This window comes from Arthrobacter sp. NPDC057388 (genome assembly GCF_042668165.1).
GTDB lineage: Bacteria > Actinomycetota > Actinomycetes > Actinomycetales > Micrococcaceae > Arthrobacter.
Genome location: NZ_JBHVBL010000027.1, coordinates 21,835 through 37,990, shown reverse-complemented (window position 1 = coordinate 37,990; position 16,156 = coordinate 21,835). Strand labels below are relative to the sequence as shown.

Sequence of the window (16,156 nt, the reverse complement as noted above, 5' to 3'; positions counted from 1 at the left end):
CCCCCAGCCGTACAGGAGAAGCACCATGACCGTTCCAGCCACTGCGGCGCGCGTCGCCGTCGTCACCGGCGCCGGTTCCGGCATCGGGCGCGCGGTTGCCCGGCAGATGCTGGCGGGCGGTTACCGGGTGGCCCTGGCCGGCCGGCGTGAGCAGCAGCTGCTGGAAACGGCGGACGGGCATCCCGAGGCGCTGGCGGTTCCGTGCGATGTCACCGTGCCCGACGACGTCGAGCGCCTTTTCGCTGCCGTCCTCCGGCGCTGGGGCCGGGTGGATGTCCTGTTCAACAACGCCGGCGTGTTTGGTCCGGCGGCGTCGGTGGACGAGATCAGCCTGGCGGACTGGGAAGCAACCGTCGCCGTGAACCTGACCGGATCCGTGCTCTGCGCCGGGGCGGCCGTCCGGGCGATGAAGGCGCAGTCGCCGCAGGGCGGCCGGATCATCAACAACGGTTCCATCTCGGCGCATTCACCCAGGCCCCGCACCGTTGCCTACGCTGTCACCAAGCACGCGATGACCGGGCTGACCAAAAGCATCGAACTGGACGGCCGGGAGTTCGGGATCACCTGCGGGCAGATTGACATCGGCAACACGGCCACGGAAATCATGGACACCATCGGGGTTGGCTCCGGGGCGCTCCAGGCCGACGGAACCCGCAAGGTGGAGCCGATGTTCCCGGTGGAGGACGCGGCCCGGGCGGTGCTCATGATGGCGGGCATGCCGCCGTCGGCCAGCGTGGGTTCGGTGGTCATCACGGCCGCCGGAATGCCCTTCATCGGCCGCGGCTGATCCCCGCCGACCCCTTCTTCCCCTGCCAACCGTCCTTCGGAGTTTTTGGCCCTTCGCCATCACCGAAGCGGCGGCCGCCCCCGTTCCCGCCGGCAGGCTCTTTGCCCGTGACATGCACCGTCCCAGCCGGGGCATCCGGGTGCCCATGTCGTGCAGCCCCGACCTGCCTGCGCTTGTCCGGTCACACACCGCACTCGAAGGGGACAACTTCGCTGCCCTGATCACGGCCGCCGAAGTCCACGGGGTTCCGCTGCCGCCGTGGGCGGAGTTCAGGCCCGACGGCGGCGGGCCTGAACTCCGTCGTCGAACCGGTGCCCTGGGGCAAGAAAAGCGGTCCCCACTTCCGGGAACCGGGACGGTTTCCTGCACCTTTCCCGGGAGAGCGGTGCGCCGCTGCCGCGGCGGCGCGGGATTGCCGGGCACAGGCTCAAGATCCGCCAGGGCGACCTCGTTGAGATAGACGGTCTGCGGCTGACCTCGGTGGCGCGGACCTGGGTGGATCTGGGTTCCGTCCTGCCCATCGACGACCTCGTGGTGGCCGGTGATGCGATCGTCAGCGAGCATGCCAGGCTCTTCGGGCCGCCGCGCGTAGCCATGGTGCCGCTCGCCAGGTTGCGGGAATTCGTGGACGGTGCCAACGGTATCCACGGTGTGCGGAAGGCGCGGCTTGCGCTTGACCTGGTACGCGTCGGCGTCGACTCGCCGCCGGAGAGCAAGCTTCGCCTGCTGCTGGACGACGCTGGTCTTCCCGAGTTCATTGCCGTGTTGATGACGTCCTGAACAGGCCAGTCTGGACGGATCTGGGCTGCCCGAGGTTCCGTACGTGCATCGAGTACGACGGTGTGCATCACCTGACCCCTGAGCAGCAGGCGCTGGACGCGTACCGGGACCAGCGAGTGGCCGACGCGGGCTGGCGGCAGGTCAAAATCAACAGCGTGGACATGAGCCGCGGGCAGGAGTGGGTGGTCGCGCGGGTGCGGCAGGCGCTGCGAAAGCAGGGTTTGCAGCGGTAGGAGTTTTCGTCCAGATATTCGCCGCTGAAGGTCCCTGAAGTGCCGATAAGTGGACAAAAACTCAAATGTGACCGCTCGCGCTGGTTCCGTATCGTGAAAATCTAATTTCCTCTTGCGGAATGATGTGACCGGGGTTACGTTGGAAACAGACCCCGATCCGGGGCGTTCCCAATTGATAGGTACAGATCAATGAAGATCCCAGATTCCTCGGCGCTGAAGGCGAGTTCGGCGCCGTCGAAGAAGAAGCCGCTGTATAAGTCGCTCTTCTTCCAAATTCTGATCGCCGTCGTGGCAGGTGTTCTCATAGGGCATTTCTGGCCGAACCTGGGCGCTCAACTGAGGCCGCTTGGTGACGGCTTCATCCAGCTCATCAAGATGATCATCGCGCCGCTGATCTTCCTTGTGATCGTCACGGGCATTTCGGCCGTTGGCGACGTCAAGGCGGTCGGAAGGGTAGGAGTCAAGGCGCTTCTCTACTTCACAGCGGCCACGCTTTTCGCCCTGGTCTTCGGCCTGGTCGTCGGCAACATCGTCCAGCCCGGGGCCGGGCTGAATATTGATCCAAGCACCCTGTCCCAGGAAGCGCTGGACGCCAAGACCGGCCACGCCGTGCCGAAGGACGCGGCGGCCTTCATCCTGGACGTCATTCCCACGAGCGTCATCGGCGCCTTCGCCAACAACAGCCTGCTGCAGGTCCTCTTCTTCTCCGTGTTCTTCGGCGCCGCGATCGTGGTCATCGGCCGCGAGCGGTGCATGCCGGTCATCAGCCTCATGGAGACGGTCCTCGAACTTATCTTCAAGATCATGTCCTGGATCATGAAGGTGGCTCCGATCGGTGCGTTCGGCGCGATGGCCTTCATCATTGGCCAGTACGGCCTGGACACCCTCGGCACCTACGCCATGCTGATCGCCGCCTGCTACGGCGCCGCGGTGGTCTTTATCGGGCTCCTGTTCCTCGTGGCCTGGGGCTTCGCCAGGGTCCCGCTGTGGCAGTTCCTCAAGTACACCCGCGAGGAATTCCTGCTGGCCCTCGGCACCGCCTCCACAGAAGCCGTGATGCCGCGCATCATGACCAAGCTGACGAATGCCGGATGCTCCCGCGCCACCACCGGCCTGGTGGTCCCCACTGGCTACTCGTTCAACCTGGACGGTGCGGCGATCTACCTGTCCATCTCGCTGCTGTTCCTCGCCCAGGCCTTCGGCCACCACCTGGACCTCGGCCAGCAGCTTGCCGCCCTGGGTGTCCTGCTGCTGACCTCGAAGGGCATGGCCGGCGTTCCCGGCTCATCCTTCCTGGCACTGTCCGCCACCGCGGCGGCGCTGGGAATCTTCCCGGTGGCCGGCGTGGCCCTGCTGCTCGGCGCCGACCGGCTCATGGACTCGATGCGCGTGGTGGTCAACCTGCTGGGCAACTGCGTGGCGACGTTCGTGGTCTCCAAATGGGAGGGCCAGTTCGACCGCAGCGTCATGGTCCGTGCATTCCGCGGCGAGATCACCAACCACGACTCCGCCGTCATGCTGGGCGTGGAGGAGGACTTCCAGGACCAGGAGCTGGAGCGGATCAGCAAGGGCGGCCCGGCGTCGCCCAAGTTCCGCGGCGGCCCGAACCCCGGTGAGATGCCCGAGTTTGAGATGAGCAGGCCCTCGGCAGCCATCAACCACGAATAAGCCGAAGAGTTTTTGTACAGATAGTGGCCGCTGAAGGCCGCTGAAGTCGCGGTATCTGGACAAAAACTCCGAGGAAAGCGAACGAGGGATCCCGTCCGGGCCGGCTGTTTCGGCTCCGGGCGGGATCCTGCTCGTTAGCGGCGGATGGGAGGGCGCGGGGCCGGCGGCTCTCAGAGGGGGAGCAGCGCCGAGAGGTCTGCGCGCAGGCCCGATGCGGCTACCCGGCCGGCGCTGACGGCGTCCGCCCAGCTCAGCCGGCCGGTGACCATCGCCAGCCAGGTGGCGGCGTCGCACTCGATGACGTTCGGGGGCGTGCCGCGCGTGTGCCGGGGGCCCTCCACGCACTGGGTCACGCCGAACGGCGGCACCCGTACCTCCACCGAATTGCCGGGTGCCCGGGCGGTGACCTCCTCGAGCGAGTACCGGACCGCCGTCGCAATCACCGAGCGGGGAACGGCAGGGGCGGCGGACGGTTCGCCAGGAGCAGCGTCCGACGGCGGGACGGCACCTGCCGCCCATTCGTTCAGGGCCGCTTGCCCCGCGGCCGGTTCAATCCTGCGGCGCGCAATTGCCACCGGAACCTCCTTGAAAAGCTAAAAGTCTAGTCGAGCAGCGCCGAGACGGCGTGGCCGAGGCGGATCTTCCCGACGGGGCGCCCGCCGCCCAGGACCGGCTCCACCACCTTCTCGAGCACGCTGGACACGCCGGGAATGTCGACCGCTCCGCAGGCCGCCAGCAGGGTGAGACCGACGAGGGAAGTGGCCCGGAGGTTGCCGTCGAGCATCTTGAGGGCCACGGAAACACCCTGTGAGGTGGCCATGACCAGGATCCCTTCGGCGCCGATCTTGGCGATGACGTCCAGCTCCTCCATCACCACGGTGTTGGCTTCGCCCTTGCCCTGGACCGCCCACGGGTAGTCCAGCATGGAGGTGGCGATCGTGGCGGCGCGGGCGTTGGAGCTCTTGTCGGAAGGGGCCTTTGCAAGCAGGGAGTAGGCGCGGGCCAGCCCGGTCAGCGAGATGGCGGCAACCGGAGCCCCGCAGCCATCGATGCCCAGGTGCGCGATCCGCTCGCCCGAGTACTCCTCGATCACAGTGCGGATGCGCTGCTGCAGCGGGTGGTTGGGTTCCAGATAGCTGTGCGTGTCCCACCCGTTTTCCGTACAGGCCCATAGGAAAGCCGCGTGCTTGCCGGAGCAGTTGAAGGCCAGCCGGGACTTGCCGCGCTCGGACCGGGTCAGCCAGTTACGGGCGGTCTCGTCCTGCGGCCACGCGGCGGGGCACTGCAGCTGGTCTTCCTTAATGCCTGCAGCCTTGAGCATGCCCTCGACGACGTCCATGTGGTCGAGGGATCCGGTGTGGCTGGCGCAGGCGAGGGCCACCTGGGCGCCGCGCAGCGGAACCCCGGACTGCATGGCCGCCAGCGCCTGCAGCGGCTTGAGCGTGGACCGGGCCAGGATGGGCGTGGAAATGTCGCCCAGCTGGGTAACCACGTGGCCGTCCGCGGCAAGGACCACGGCCGCACCGATGTGGCGGGACTCCACGAATCCGCTCCGTTCAACCACGGCGAGTTCGACGGCGGAATCCACAGTGAACGTGGCGTGCGAATTTAGGGCCATGCGCCAAGTCTATGGTGCCGCAGGTCCATTCCCCGGGAGCCGTCAGCCCCTACTGATCAGCGCCTACTGAACCGTGACCATGACCGACTGCCAGCCGGAGGCGCCGTCGGGCACCGGATCGGCACGCTCCTCCGTCTGCAGCGAACCGGTCCCGTCGGTGGCGCGCACCCGGATGTAGTGCGGGCCCGGTTTCGCGTCCCAGGCGAAGGACCACTGCCGCCAGGTATCCACGGAAGCCTCGTCGGACAGCACCGCCTCAGTCCAGTTCCCGTCGTCGATCTGCACTTCCACCCTGCTGATGCCACGGGTCTGGGCCCAGGCGGTACCGCCGATGGCCACCTTCCCCGCGGGCACCGTCGCGAAGGATTTGGGCACCTCCACCCGGGCCATCGTCTTGATGGGGCCGCGCTCCGACCAGCCGCGGTTGGTCCAGTAAGCCTTGCTGTCAGCGAAGCGGGTCACCTCCAGATCCACCACCCACTTTGTGGCGGACACGAAGCCGTAGAGTCCGGGAACCACCATGCGCACCGGGTAGCCGTGCTCCAGCGGCAACGGCCCGCCGTTCATGCCGATGGCCAGGATGGCATCGCGGTCATCCTGCAGGACCTCCAGCGGCGTGGACGCGCTGAACCCGTCGACGGACGTGGAGAGCACCATGTCCGCGCCGGCCGCGGGCCTGGCCCGCTGGAGCACGTCGCGGATCGGGAGCCCCAGCCACTTGGCGTTGCCGGCGAGGTTGCCGCCCACCGGGTTCGAAACACAGGTGAGCGTCACATGTGATTCGATCAGCTCGGCGTCGAGCAGGTCCTGGAAGGTCAGCCGGACTTCCTGCTCCACGAGCCCGTGCACGCGCAGTTCCCACTCCTCCGCGCTAATCTCCGGAACGCTGAGGGCGGTATCGATCCGGTAAAAGTCCCTGGCCGGTGTCAGCCACGGCGTCACGCCCGGAGTGCCCGACTGCACTCCGCCGGGAACGGCAGCTGCGGGGCGGGCCGGTGCCGGCAGCCGGAGGGACTCCCGTGCCTGCGCCACGTTGCTGCGCGCCGTCCCGAGCAGCCGGCCCCCGGCGGCGGCAATGCCCGCGGCAGCCGCCGTCAGGCCGGCAGCCGTGAAGAAGTCCCGCCGGGACGCAGGCGGCCGCTCCGGATCCTTGGCTGCCAGGTTGGCTGGTGCGTCCGGAAAGCCCCGAAGCCGCCACAGCCGCGACACCAGCAGCCGCAGCACCCCCAGCCCCGCCACGGTTCCCAGCAGCGAGGGCACGGCGTCCAGCGGCGTGACGCCTGCGCGGGTCACCACGCTGGCCACGATCACCGCGCCCATGAACAGCACGCCGGCAGCGCCCAGCGCCCACCGCCGGTAGGCCACCACGCCCAGCACGCACGCCAGCAGGAAGATGGTCACGCCCATTCCGGCGAACAGTGCGGCCTTGTCATTGGTGCCGAATGTGGCAATCGCGAAATCCTTCAGCCACGGCGGCGTGAAGTCGATGAACGTCGAGCCCAGGGCGATCAGGGGCGTGGCGCGGGCGGTAAAGAAGGCACCCGCCAGTTCTGCAACGGAGAGAACGACGGCGGCCGCGGCCACCCCGGCGAGGGCCGCCAAAGCGGCAGGTCCCCGGAACCATCCCGTGAGTTTCTTCATGGCATTGGTTCGTAGCAGGCGGCGGGACGGATGGCCCGATCGCAACCGGTAGCGGGTCACAGCTTAGGAGCCTGCACGGTGCACAAAGTACCCTTGGAGACTGTGAAGGTACTCGTTATTGGCCCCGGTGGCCGCGAACACGCCATTGTCCGCTCCCTCCTTGCCGACCCCAATGTTTCCGAAGTCCACGCGGCTCCGGGCAATGCCGGCATCAGCAAGCTCGTCCCCACGCACGCCATCAACGGGAACGATCCGGACGCCGTGGCGGAGCTCGCCACCCGGCTCGACGTTGACCTGGTGGTGATCGGCCCCGAAGCTCCCCTCGCCGCAGGAGTCTCTGATGCCGTGCGCGCAGCCGGCATTCCGGTGTTCGGGCCCAGCAAGGCGGCCGCCCAGCTCGAGGCCTCCAAGGCATTCGCGAAGCAGGTCATGGCCGAAGCCGGCGTACCCACGGCCATGGCGTTGGTGGCCGCCAATGCTGAAGAGGCCGCAGCGGCACTGGACACGTTCGGCGCGCCCTACGTCGTCAAGGACGATGGCCTGGCCGCCGGCAAGGGAGTGGTGGTCACCAACAGCCGCGACGACGCCCTGGCCCACGCCCAGAGCTGCTTCGACGCCGGCGGCACCGTGGTCATCGAGGAGTTCCTGGACGGCCCCGAGGTTTCCGTCTTCGTCCTGTGCGACGGCCGCAACACCGTGGCGCTGTCCCCGGCCCAGGACTTCAAGCGCATCTACGACAACGACGAAGGCCCCAACACCGGCGGCATGGGCGCGTACACCCCGCTCGACTGGGCGCCTGAAGGCCTGGTCCAGGAGGTCATCGATCGCATCGCCCAGCCCACCGTGGACGAGATGGCCCGCCGCGGCACCCCGTTCGTGGGCGTGCTGTTCGTTGGCCTGGCGCTGACCAGGCGCGGCACGCGCGTCATCGAGTTTAACGTCCGCTTCGGCGACCCCGAGACCCAGGCTGTCCTCGCCCGGCTCAAGACGCCCCTCGGTTCCCTGCTGCTGTCAGCTGCCAAGGGCGAACTGGACCAGGCGGAAGAGCTGCGCTGGTCCAAGGAGACGGCAGTCGCCGTCGTCGTTGCCTCCGAAAACTACCCGGACACCCCGCGCACGGGTGACCGCATCCGCGGGCTGAAGAAGGTGGACGAGCTGGACGGTGTCCACGTGATCCATGCCGGAACCAAGCTCGACGACGAGGGCAAGGTGGTCTCCGCCGGCGGGCGTGTGCTCGCCGTGGTGGCGCTGGGGTCCGACCTCGTGGAGGCACGGGAAAGGGCGTACGACGGCGTTGAACTGGTCCAGCTCGAGGGCGCCCAGTTCCGCACGGATATAGCAGGCAAGGCCGCGCGCGGCGAGATCAAGGTGTCGTCCGCCGTCGCAGCCCCGGCTGCCCCGGCCGTGCCCGCCTCGGAACGGAAGGCGTGACAGTGGCTGAACAGGACATCACCCGCGGCCTGGACACCGCCCACGCCGAGCTGCCCGGCTGGAAGCACGTCTACTCCGGGAAGGTCCGGGACCTGTACGTCCCGGCCACCGACGCCATCAACGAGCAGTTCGGGCAGGAATGCGTGCTGGTGGTGGCGAGCGACCGCATCAGCGCCTACGACCACGTGCTCAGCAGCGAGATCCCCGACAAGGGACGGATCCTGACCCAGCTCAGCCTCTGGTGGTTCGATCAGCTGGGCGTCGAACACCACGTCCTGGCGTCCACCGTGGAGGACGGCGTGCCGGCCGCGGTCGAGGGCCGCGCCATGATCTGCAAGAAGCTGGAAATGTTCCCGGTGGAATGTATCGCCCGTGGCTACCTCACCGGCTCCGGACTCGTGGAGTACCGGCAGTCCGGCACCGTCTGCGAGATCCCGCTGCCGGAAGGCCTGGTGGACGGTTCGCGCCTGGAGCACGCCATCTTCACGCCGTCGGCCAAGGCCGAGGTGGGCGAGCACGACGAAAACATCACCTACGACGCCGTCGTGTCCATCGTGGGCGACGACATCGCCGCGCGCCTGAGTGAGCTCACCCTGCGTATTTACACCAAGGCCGAGGAGATCGCCCGTGAACGCGGCATCATCCTGGCCGACACTAAGGTGGAGTTCGGCTACGACGTGGTGAACGGGGCCATCACCCTGGGTGACGAGGTCCTCACACCGGATTCCTCGCGGTTCTGGGACGCCTCAACCTACGAGCCCGGCAAGGCACAGCCCTCCTTCGACAAGCAGTTTGTGCGGGACTGGCTGACCTCCGCCGAATCCGGCTGGGACAAGGCGTCCGACACGCCACCCCCGGCGCTGCCCGCGGACATCGTGGACCGCACGCGGGCCCGCTATGTCGAGGCCTACGAGAAGCTGACCGGCCGCGCATTCAGCTAGGTTCCGGCGCAAATCATCAGCAAAAGGCGTCCTCGCCGGAGGGCGCCTTTTGCTTTGGTTTTGCTCTCAGCTGTCAGCTGGCCTCGGCCGCGGCGGCGCGGCGCTGGGCGAGCCGGATCTCCAGCACGGCATCGAGAGCCTGCTGCACCCGGTCTTGGGCGCCGGCGGCACTGAACGCCTTCTGCGCTTCCTCCAGGTGGGCCAGTGCCTCGTCCAGTTCGCCGGCAGCCTTCAGCGATTTGCCGAGGAGCAGCGAGACCTCACCGGCCGTGTGTTTGCCCAGGTCGGCGCGTTCGGCGTGGATGTCGCGCAGCTTCTGGACGGCAGCCACGATGTCGCCGGTGAGATAGAGCCAGCGGGCGCGGATGAACGCGACCTCCAGCTGGTCCGCCTTGTTCCCGCCGACGATGGACAGCGCGAGTTCGGCCCGTTCAATCGCCGAGAGCGTCTCCGGCTCAACGATGCCGGAGGAAAGCCGGACCGCGGCCGACGCCTTGTTGAAGCGCGCCCAGAGTTCGATGTCGTTGGCGGGGGAGAGCAGCTTGGCCGCCCGCTCGTGGTGCTTGATGCCCTCCGGGTAGTCGTGCCGCATGAAGGCGACGTTCCCGATCACCCAGGCCACCTCGCCGGCGAGCTGGGACATCGACCGCTCATCCATCTGCTCGTTCATGTCCTGGCAGTACTTCCAGGCCTCGTCCAGCCGGCCGCTTTCTGCCAGGGCCCCGATCAGCGCGCGGAGGGCGCCGATGATCAGGGTTGAACCCTTGGGCAGCTGGGCGCACAGCTCCACCGCCTTCTCGGCGTGTTCGACGGCGGTGCTCAGCTGGCCCTGTCCGTGGCACAGGGCGGCGAGCATCTGGCGCGCCCGGACGCCGAGGCCGGCCGACTCCGTGGCCATGGGGTGCTCGGAAAGGTGCTCCATGATCTTCTGGCATTCCTTGAGCTGGCCCTGTTTCATGAGGCATTCGGCCTGCATGTAGGTCATGTTCCACCAGGCGCTGGTGTTCTTGCCGTCGAGGGCGATCCGGGCCGCGTTGGCGGCGTGCTCGGCAGCCAGTGCGTAGTCGCGCAGGTCCCAGGCCTGCCGCGCGTAGAGCCCGGCCAGCACGTACTCGGCATCGCTGACCGAGATGGGCTGGCTCCACGCCTCCAGCGCCTTGGGTGCGAGCTCCAGCCTGCGGGCGAGCTCCTCGATGACGTCTGCCGTGGGTTCCCGCCGGCCGGTCTCCAGCAAGGAAATGTAGCTGGGGGAGTAGAGGTCTTTGCCCAGTTCGGCCTGGGTCAGGCCGCGCTCCAGCCGCTCAGCGCGGAGCTTCTCCCCGAATCCGTTACCCACTGGGTTCCTCCTATTCCGGACAGCCTTTGTACAGAATGCTTGACACCCTCTGTGGAAAACATTTTACAATGTATGTCAACAAGGACTGTGCTGGCCTGGTAACGAATCCGATCGTATTGAGGAACTCTCACATGTTGAAGAAGATAGCAGCCGCTGCCGTTTTGGCGGGGGCCCTCGCATTTTCTGCTGCGGCTCCCGCCGTTTTGTCTGCTGGCTCGATCGCGGACACCGCGGGCACCTCGGTTGCCATCGGCAACTGGCCTGATCCGATGAGCGTCAAGGACGTGAACGAAACCGATATTGGCAACTGGCCCGATCCCATGTAAACAGCTTCCATGAGGAAAACGGCTCCGGAACATGCGCCACACCATGTTCCGGGGCCGTTTTTCTTTCCACAACAGCAGGCCGCAGATGAGGAGTGGGGACCATGACACGGAGAGCGACCGACGGACAGCAGCGCGCCTTTTTTCTCTGGACCATCGCCGGCACGTCACTGATCGTTGCGGCCGCCGCCGGCGCGGCCATCGTTGAGGTGTTTCGGGGAACGGCCGACGCCGGGACTTTCGTCTGGGGGATGATCGGCATTGCGGCGCTGCTGGAGTCGGCGGTGCTCTTCGCCGTCGGCTTCCGGTTGCGCCATCAGTACCTGAGCCAGGTCCAGAGCTACGGCAGCCGCGGGGACTACCTGCCGGACGACGGATCCCGCCGGCCGAGGATGCCGCTCCTGGGGGACGGGCAGGCGAGGCAGAACATCCACAACCAGAGCCACGGTGGAAGCTAATGTGACAAACAGAAAGAGGGCCTCCCCGTGGGGAGACCCTCTTTCCTTGTGGTCGGGATGACAGGATTTGAACCTGCGACCTCTTCGTCCCGAACGAAGCGCGCTACCAAGCTGCGCTACATCCCGATCCGTTGCTGCGAAAGCAACTGAACAAGGATATCCGATACCCGGCCCACATGTGAAATCGAGGCCCGGAGAGGCCAACGGCTCAGACCAGCGAATCCTTCCAGGCGGTGTGCAGCCGGGCGAAACGGCCGTTGCCGCCGATCAGTTCCTCCGGCGTGCCGTCCTCCACCACCTGTCCGTCGTGGACCACCAGGACCCTGTCTGCCGTCTCCACCGTGGACAGCCGGTGGGCGATGATCAGCGCCGTGCGGGCGGTCCCGTCCATGCCGCGCAGCAGGCCGGCCAGGCCGCTCTGCACGAGGCGTTCCGAGGGGATGTCCAGCGATGACGTGGCCTCGTCCAGGATCAGGACCGCCGGCCGTGCGAGGAAGGCGCGCGCGAAGCTGATCAGCTGGCGCTGGCCCGCGGAGACCCGGCCGCCGCGCTTGTTGACATCGGTGTCGTACCCCTCGGGGAGTTCCAGAATGAACTCGTGCGCCCCCACGGCCTTCGCCGCCGCCTCGATCTCCTCGCGGGCTGCGCCGGGCCGGCCCAGCGCGATGTTGTCCGCCACCGACCCGCTGAACAGGAAGGCCTCCTGGGTGACCATCACGATGTTCCGCCGCAGGTCCGCGGTGGCCAGCTGCCGGACGTCCACGCCGTCGAGCATGACCGACCCGGCGGACACGTCGTAGAAACGGGCAATCAGCTTGGCCAGGGTGGACTTGCCGGCACCAGTCTGGCCCACCAGCGCCACCGTCTGGCCCGCAGGAATGGTCAGGTTCAGGGCGGGGATGACAAGCGGGCCGTTGCCGTAGCGGAACTCGACGTCCCGGAATTCGACGGCGCCCCGGGCGTTCCGGAGCTCCACCGCGTTCCGTGGCGGACGCACGGTGGGCACCTCCTCCAGCAGGCCCGAGACCTTCTCCAGCGCGGCCTGCGCGCTTTGGAAGGAGTTGTAGAACATGGCCATCTGGTCCACCGGCTGGAAGAAGCGCTTGGTGGACAGCATCAGGGCCAGCAGCACGCCCACAGCCAGGTCACCGGTCAGCACCCGGAAACCCCCGGACAGCAGCACTGCGGCAACGCAGACGTTGCCGATCAGGACGAGGCCGGGCTGGAAGATGCCGTTCAGGTTGATGGAGCGGACCGTGGCCTGGCGGTAGTCCTCGGCGAGCTCGCCGTAACGGGCAGCGTTCTCGCGCTCCTTGCGGAAGGCCTTGACCGCGCGGATGCCGGTCATGGTCTCGATGAAGTGCACGATCAGCCGGGCCGAGACCACCCGGGACTTGCGGAACGCGATCTGCGAGTGTTTCTGGTACCAGCGGGCCAGGAGGAACATCGGCGCGGCCGCGGCCAGCACCAGCAGCCCGCTGCGCCAGTCGAGCGCGAAGACGGTGACGGCGGTGAGCAGCATGAACAGCGCACCCGAGGCGAGCGAGCTGACACCTGAATCCAGGAGTTCACGCAGCGCTTCAAGGTCCGAGGTCTGCCGGGCGATGATCCGCCCCGAGGTGTATCTTTCGTGGAATTCCAGGCTCAGCCGCTGGGTGTGGCGGAAAACCCGCAGCCGCAGGTCCAGCAGCATGGCCTGGCTGAGCTTCGCCGTCGAGGTCACGTACAGGGCGGTCAGCCCGGCCGCGGCTAATGCGGTGACCAGGTAGGCGGCGCCGGTCAGTACCAGCGGGAAGCTCTCGCCGGTGCGGAGGGCGGGCAGTGCGTGGTCGATGCCGAAGGCGATCAGCGCCGGTCCGGCCACCCGGGCTGCCTGGGAGAGGACCACCGTGGCCATGGTGAGCCAGAACCTCAGCCGGACGGGACGGATCAGCGACCCCAGCAAGGCGAGCGACCGGCGTCGTACTGCTTTGCTGTCACTCTTGCTCAGATTGGCATTGTCCTCATTGGCAGTGCCGAAGGCTGTGGCGCTCACCGGCTGACCTCCTCTGCATCGTCGAGGGCCGACAGTTCGGAGTCCAGGTCGCGGGGCTCCGTTGCCAGGCTCGCGATCACGTAGCGGTAGTGGCTGTTTCCGGCCAGCAGCTCGGTGTGGGTTCCGACGGCGGCGATCCGGCCGTCCTCCAGCAGCGCCACCCGGTCAGCCAGCGCCACGGTGGACGGGCGGTGGGCAACGATGAGGGTTGTGGTGCCGGCCAGCACTTCCCGGAGGCGGTTTTCCACGAGCTCCTCGGTGTTAACGTCCAGGGCGGAGAGGGGATCGTCGAGGACCAGCACGCCGGGTCGGGCGGCGATGGCGCGGGCCAGGGCGAGGCGCTGGCGCTGGCCCCCTGACAGGCTGAGGCCTTCCTCGCCGATGAGCGTGTCCAGGCCCTCGGGCAGCGAGTAGGCGAAGTGCGCCTGCGCCGTGTCCAGGGCCTCGGCCAGGATGTGCTCCCGGGCCTCGGTATCGCTGTCCTGGACGCCGAGCAGCACGTTGTCGCGGACGGAGCTGGAGAACAGGGTGGTGTCCTCGAAGGCCACGACCACAGCCGTGCGGAGCTCCTCGACGCTGTATTCGCGGAGGTCCACGCCGTCCAGCGTGATGGAACCTGCTGTGACGTCGTAGAGCCGGGGCACCAGCTGCAGCAGGGCGCTCTTGCCGCTGCCGGTGATGCCCACCAGCGCCATGGTCTCGCCCGGGCGGATGTCCAGGCGGATGTCCTTCAGCACCGGCTTGTCCGGGGCATCGTCGAATGCGAACGTCACGTTGTTGAAGCTCAGCGCGCCCGTGATCCCGCCCGCGCGGCGGGGTTCGGCCGGGCCGGTGATGGTGTTGCGCGAATCCATGACCTCGAAATGCCGGTCCAGTGCCGTTTTCGCCGTCAGGGCCATGGCCAGCAGCATGCCCGAGAACTCCACGGGTGCGGCGATGACTGCCGCCGTGGCGAAGAAAGCCACGAGGGAGCCGATGCTGAGCTGGCCGCTGGCGGCGAGCAGAAGCCCGGTGACCAGGCAGGCGCCGAGCGCCAGTTCGGGCAGGAGCGTGACCACCATGCTGAAGACTGCCTGGTGCCGGGCCTTGGCGATTTCGGTCTGCCGGAGTTCCTCGGCCTGGCCGTTGAAGGTTTCCAGCGCTTCGCGGCTGCGGCCGAAGGCCTTCAGGACGCGGATGCCGTGGACGGATTCCTCGACGGTGGTGGCGAGGTCTCCGGCCTGGTCCTGGCTCCGCCGGGCCACCTTGCTGAAGCGGGTCCGGAAGCGGAAGCCGTAGACCATGACCGGTCCCGCGGCGGCCAGGAAGATCAGGGCGAGCTGCCAGCTCATGGTGAACATGACGACGACGCCGATCACCACGGTCAGGGTGGTCACCACCAGCATGATGGCGCCGAACGCCATCCAGCGGCGGATGAAGTTGAGGTCCGTCATGGCCCGGGAGAGGAGCTGGCCCGAGCCCCAGCGGTCATGGAACGACACGGGCAGATCCTGCAGGTGGCCGTAGAGCGAGACCCTCATCCGCGTCTCCACCGTGGTGGCCGGGTTGATCACGAAGGTGCGGCGCAGGGCGACCAGCACCGCCTCGGCGACGCCCAGGGCGAGGATAAGTCCGGCTGATCCCCATACTGCCTGGGCCGTGGCTCCGGGCCGGAAGGAATCATTAATGAGCACGCGCAGGACCTGCGGGATGGCCAGGGCAACCACGCTGGCCAGGAGTGCGGACAGCAGGCCCATGATCAGGCGGGGGAGAACCGGCTTCACATGCGGATAAAGCCGGCTGACGGATCGAAAAAATGAACTCTGCTTGGCCATGCCCGCTTCTTGAACGTGATGTAGTTTCCCGTAGCAACTACCCTATGCCAAAGGCGGCACCCTTCACAGGTGGCAGGTCACCGAAGGACCCCAAGCCCGTCCGGCCGCGGGCGTGGCCGGGTCAGCCGCGCGGGGTGAGGGTCAGCCGCGCGGGGTGAGGGTCAGCAGGACGGCCTCCGGCCTGCACGCGATGCGGACCGGCGCAAAACGCGAGGTGCCGATCCCGCCCGAGACGTTGACCGGCGTCGTGCGACCGTTGCTGGTCCAGTCGTTGAGCCCCTTGGCCCGCCACGTGGGGATGTCGCAGTTCGCGACGACGGCCCCGTAGCCCGGGATGCACAGCTGGCCGCCGTGCGTGTGGCCGGCGAGGAGAAGGTCCGCGCCGTCCTCGGTGAAGTGGTCCAGGACCCTCTGGTAGGGGGCGTGGATGACGGCGACGCGCAGGTGGTCCTGGGCATTCTGGCCCCTGGTGCCCCGCGGCCAGCCGGCATAGCGTTCACGGTTGAGGTGCGGATCATCCACACCCGAGAAATCGAACCGCATGCCGTTCAGGACCACGGACTGGTGCCGGTTGGTGAGGTCGATCCAGCCGCTCATGCCGAAGCCGGACCGGAGCCGGGGCCAGTCAAGCGGTTCCCGGTCGGGCGCCGCCTTGGAGGGGCCCAGCAGGTAGCGGGCAGGGTTCCTCAGCTTGGGGGCGTAGTAGTCATTCGAGCCCGGAACAAACACGCCCGGGAACTCCAGGAGCGGCGCCAGCGCGTTGAGCAGCGGGTCCACGGCCTTGGGGTGGCTGAGGTTGTCACCCGTGTTCACCACCAGGTCCGGCTTCAGCGCAGCGAGCGACTGCAGCCACTCCGTCTTAGCCTTCTGGCCGGGAACGAAGTGGATGTCGCTCAGGTGCAGGATCCGGAACGGGGCGCGGCCGGCGGGCAGGACCTGGACGGTCTCCTCGCGGAGGACGAACTGGTTCTTCTCCCACAGCCCGTAGGCCGTGGCGGCCAGCGCCGCGGCGGTCCCGGCGCCGGCGGTGACGGCAAAGCCGCGCCCGACGCTACGGACGCGGCTTGCCACGCGTGAAAAGTCAGCCACGG

General features: G+C 67.6%; 15 protein-coding genes and 1 tRNA gene. 8 read left to right on the top strand and 8 right to left on the bottom strand.

The genetic code is table 11. The features are described from left to right. The first annotated feature begins 25 nt into the window (after positions 1-25). The 4 genes from ACFUTU_RS13820 to ACFUTU_RS13805 all read left to right on the top strand — a co-directional run bounded on the left by ACFUTU_RS13820 (position 26) and on the right by ACFUTU_RS13805 (position 3,468). A complete protein-coding gene (locus ACFUTU_RS13820) occupies positions 26-787 on the top strand; it encodes an SDR family oxidoreductase (RefSeq protein WP_377965159.1) in 762 nt (253 codons plus the stop codon). Between the two features lie 480 nt (positions 788-1,267). Beyond that, positions 1,268-1,567, top strand: coding sequence for a hypothetical protein (locus ACFUTU_RS13815; RefSeq protein WP_377965157.1), 300 nt, complete (start codon positions 1,268-1,270; stop codon positions 1,565-1,567). A 62-nt stretch (positions 1,568-1,629) separates the two neighbouring features. Next, the gene (locus tag ACFUTU_RS13810; protein ID WP_377965155.1) at positions 1,630-1,800 is read left to right on the top strand and encodes a hypothetical protein; all 171 of its coding nucleotides are present in this window, start codon (positions 1,630-1,632) and stop codon (positions 1,798-1,800) included. A gap of 189 nt (positions 1,801-1,989) precedes the next feature. Further along, positions 1,990-3,468 (top strand): cation:dicarboxylate symporter family transporter, encoded by a 1,479-nt coding sequence (locus ACFUTU_RS13805; protein WP_377965153.1) that lies wholly within the window; start codon positions 1,990-1,992, stop codon positions 3,466-3,468. Positions 3,469-3,638: 170 nt separating this feature from the next. On the opposite strand, the gene ACFUTU_RS13800 is transcribed toward ACFUTU_RS13805, so the two are convergent. The 3 genes from ACFUTU_RS13800 to ACFUTU_RS13790 form a co-directional block, all read right to left on the bottom strand. Continuing rightward, the gene (locus ACFUTU_RS13800; RefSeq protein ID WP_377965151.1) at positions 3,639-4,043 is read right to left on the bottom strand and encodes a sterol carrier family protein; all 405 of its coding nucleotides are present in this window, start codon (positions 4,041-4,043) and stop codon (positions 3,639-3,641) included. A gap of 26 nt (positions 4,044-4,069) precedes the next feature. After that, positions 4,070-5,086, bottom strand: a complete 1,017-nt coding sequence (locus ACFUTU_RS13795; RefSeq protein ID WP_377965149.1) for an asparaginase — start codon at positions 5,084-5,086, stop codon at positions 4,070-4,072. A gap of 63 nt (positions 5,087-5,149) precedes the next feature. Then, complete coding sequence (locus tag ACFUTU_RS13790) at positions 5,150-6,727, bottom strand: molybdopterin-dependent oxidoreductase (RefSeq protein ID WP_377965147.1); 1,578 nt, start codon at positions 6,725-6,727, stop codon at positions 5,150-5,152. Positions 6,728-6,829: 102 nt separating this feature from the next. Here ACFUTU_RS13790 and purD point away from each other — a divergent pair, with 102 nt between their 5' ends. Further along, positions 6,830-8,158, top strand: coding sequence for a phosphoribosylamine--glycine ligase (gene purD / locus ACFUTU_RS13785; RefSeq protein ID WP_377965195.1), 1,329 nt, complete (start codon positions 6,830-6,832; stop codon positions 8,156-8,158). 2 nt (positions 8,159-8,160) lie between these two features. Then, complete coding sequence (locus ACFUTU_RS13780) at positions 8,161-9,099, top strand: phosphoribosylaminoimidazolesuccinocarboxamide synthase (protein WP_377965145.1); 939 nt, start codon at positions 8,161-8,163, stop codon at positions 9,097-9,099. Positions 9,100-9,172: 73 nt separating this feature from the next. Here the strand turns inward: ACFUTU_RS13780 and ACFUTU_RS13775 are convergent, their stop codons facing one another. Then, positions 9,173-10,435 (bottom strand): helix-turn-helix domain-containing protein, encoded by a 1,263-nt coding sequence (locus ACFUTU_RS13775; protein WP_377965143.1) that lies wholly within the window; start codon positions 10,433-10,435, stop codon positions 9,173-9,175. 131 nt (positions 10,436-10,566) lie between these two features. Here ACFUTU_RS13775 and ACFUTU_RS13770 point away from each other — a divergent pair, with 131 nt between their 5' ends. Both ACFUTU_RS13770 and ACFUTU_RS13765 read left to right on the top strand, forming a co-directional pair. After that, positions 10,567-10,761 (top strand): hypothetical protein, encoded by a 195-nt coding sequence (locus ACFUTU_RS13770; RefSeq protein WP_377965141.1) that lies wholly within the window; start codon positions 10,567-10,569, stop codon positions 10,759-10,761. 101 nt (positions 10,762-10,862) lie between these two features. Then, on the top strand, positions 10,863-11,216 hold the full coding sequence (locus ACFUTU_RS13765; RefSeq protein WP_377965139.1) for a hypothetical protein: 354 nt from the start codon (positions 10,863-10,865) through the stop codon (positions 11,214-11,216). A gap of 49 nt (positions 11,217-11,265) precedes the next feature. On the opposite strand, the gene ACFUTU_RS13760 is transcribed toward ACFUTU_RS13765, so the two are convergent. The 4 genes from ACFUTU_RS13760 to ACFUTU_RS13745 all read right to left on the bottom strand — a co-directional run bounded on the left by ACFUTU_RS13760 (position 11,266) and on the right by ACFUTU_RS13745 (position 16,154). Further along, positions 11,266-11,342, bottom strand: a tRNA-Pro gene (locus tag ACFUTU_RS13760). Positions 11,343-11,424: 82 nt separating this feature from the next. Then, on the bottom strand, positions 11,425-13,251 hold the full coding sequence (locus ACFUTU_RS13755; RefSeq protein ID WP_377965137.1) for an ABC transporter ATP-binding protein: 1,827 nt from the start codon (positions 13,249-13,251) through the stop codon (positions 11,425-11,427). Next, positions 13,248-15,065, bottom strand: coding sequence for an ABC transporter ATP-binding protein (locus ACFUTU_RS13750; protein WP_377965135.1), 1,818 nt, complete (start codon positions 15,063-15,065; stop codon positions 13,248-13,250). The genes ACFUTU_RS13755 and ACFUTU_RS13750 overlap by 4 nt, the downstream gene beginning before the upstream one ends. 141 nt (positions 15,066-15,206) lie before the next feature. After that, positions 15,207-16,154: a metallophosphoesterase gene (locus ACFUTU_RS13745; protein ID WP_377965133.1), complete on the bottom strand. Its 948-nt coding sequence runs from the start codon at positions 16,152-16,154 to the stop codon at positions 15,207-15,209. Between the last annotated feature and the right edge of the window lie 2 nt (positions 16,155-16,156).

Bases quoted from the DNA above. Each gene is read 5' to 3' on its own strand.
- ACFUTU_RS13820 (WP_377965159.1), top strand. From the start codon at position 26: ATGACCGTTCCAGCCACTGCGGCGCGCGTCGCCGTCGTCACCGGCGCC.
- ACFUTU_RS13805 (WP_377965153.1), top strand. From the start codon at position 1,990: ATGAAGATCCCAGATTCCTCGGCGCTGAAGGCGAGTTCGGCGCCGTCG.
- ACFUTU_RS13795 (WP_377965149.1), bottom strand. From the start codon at position 5,086: ATGGCCCTAAATTCGCACGCCACGTTCACTGTGGATTCCGCCGTCGAA.
- ACFUTU_RS13790 (WP_377965147.1), bottom strand. From the start codon at position 6,727: ATGAAGAAACTCACGGGATGGTTCCGGGGACCTGCCGCTTTGGCGGCC.
- ACFUTU_RS13770 (WP_377965141.1), top strand. From the start codon at position 10,567: ATGTTGAAGAAGATAGCAGCCGCTGCCGTTTTGGCGGGGGCCCTCGCA.
- ACFUTU_RS13765 (WP_377965139.1), top strand. From the start codon at position 10,863: ATGACACGGAGAGCGACCGACGGACAGCAGCGCGCCTTTTTTCTCTGG.
- ACFUTU_RS13750 (WP_377965135.1), bottom strand. From the start codon at position 15,065: ATGGCCAAGCAGAGTTCATTTTTTCGATCCGTCAGCCGGCTTTATCCG.